The 367-nt window shown below is 54.0% G+C and carries 1 protein-coding gene; it reads left to right on the top strand.

What is annotated here, in order from left to right; translation table 11 throughout:
• A partial coding sequence (locus tag AKL25_RS24580; protein WP_205627305.1) for a hypothetical protein occupies window positions 1–194 on the top strand: 194 nt, incomplete at its 5' end.
• Between the last annotated feature and the right edge of the window lie 173 nt (window positions 195–367).

Below are 367 nucleotides of genomic sequence, written 5' to 3' on the forward strand. Positions count from 1 at the left end.
CGCCTCGCCAGAAATCACTCGCTTTCGGCCTCGTGATTTCCACCTTCTGGCTCCGTAATTCTTACCTTCTGTCGTCACTATTTAATCCGTCGTCCCAGCGAACGCTGGGACCCAGTGGCGTCAGCGCATCTTCAAATTTCGTCACGACACTGGGTTCCAACTTTCGTTGGAACGACAAAGCAAAAGAGACCTGAGAAGTGAAAACCAACTCAGTCCCCTGGCGATGCGCAGCGAGCCAGTCTCGAAGTCCGCTTGAGAGTAGCCGGTGACGGCAGGTGAAAATCGGATTAAGAAGGGAAAAATGTCTGAGCGAAGCGAGTTGTTTTCCCTTCCCGATTTGCACCTGACGGCGCCGGGAACCCCCGAA

The sequence above is a fragment of the Herbaspirillum rhizosphaerae genome (assembly GCF_001189965.1).
GTDB lineage: Bacteria > Pseudomonadota > Gammaproteobacteria > Burkholderiales > Burkholderiaceae_D > Herbaspirillum > Herbaspirillum rhizosphaerae.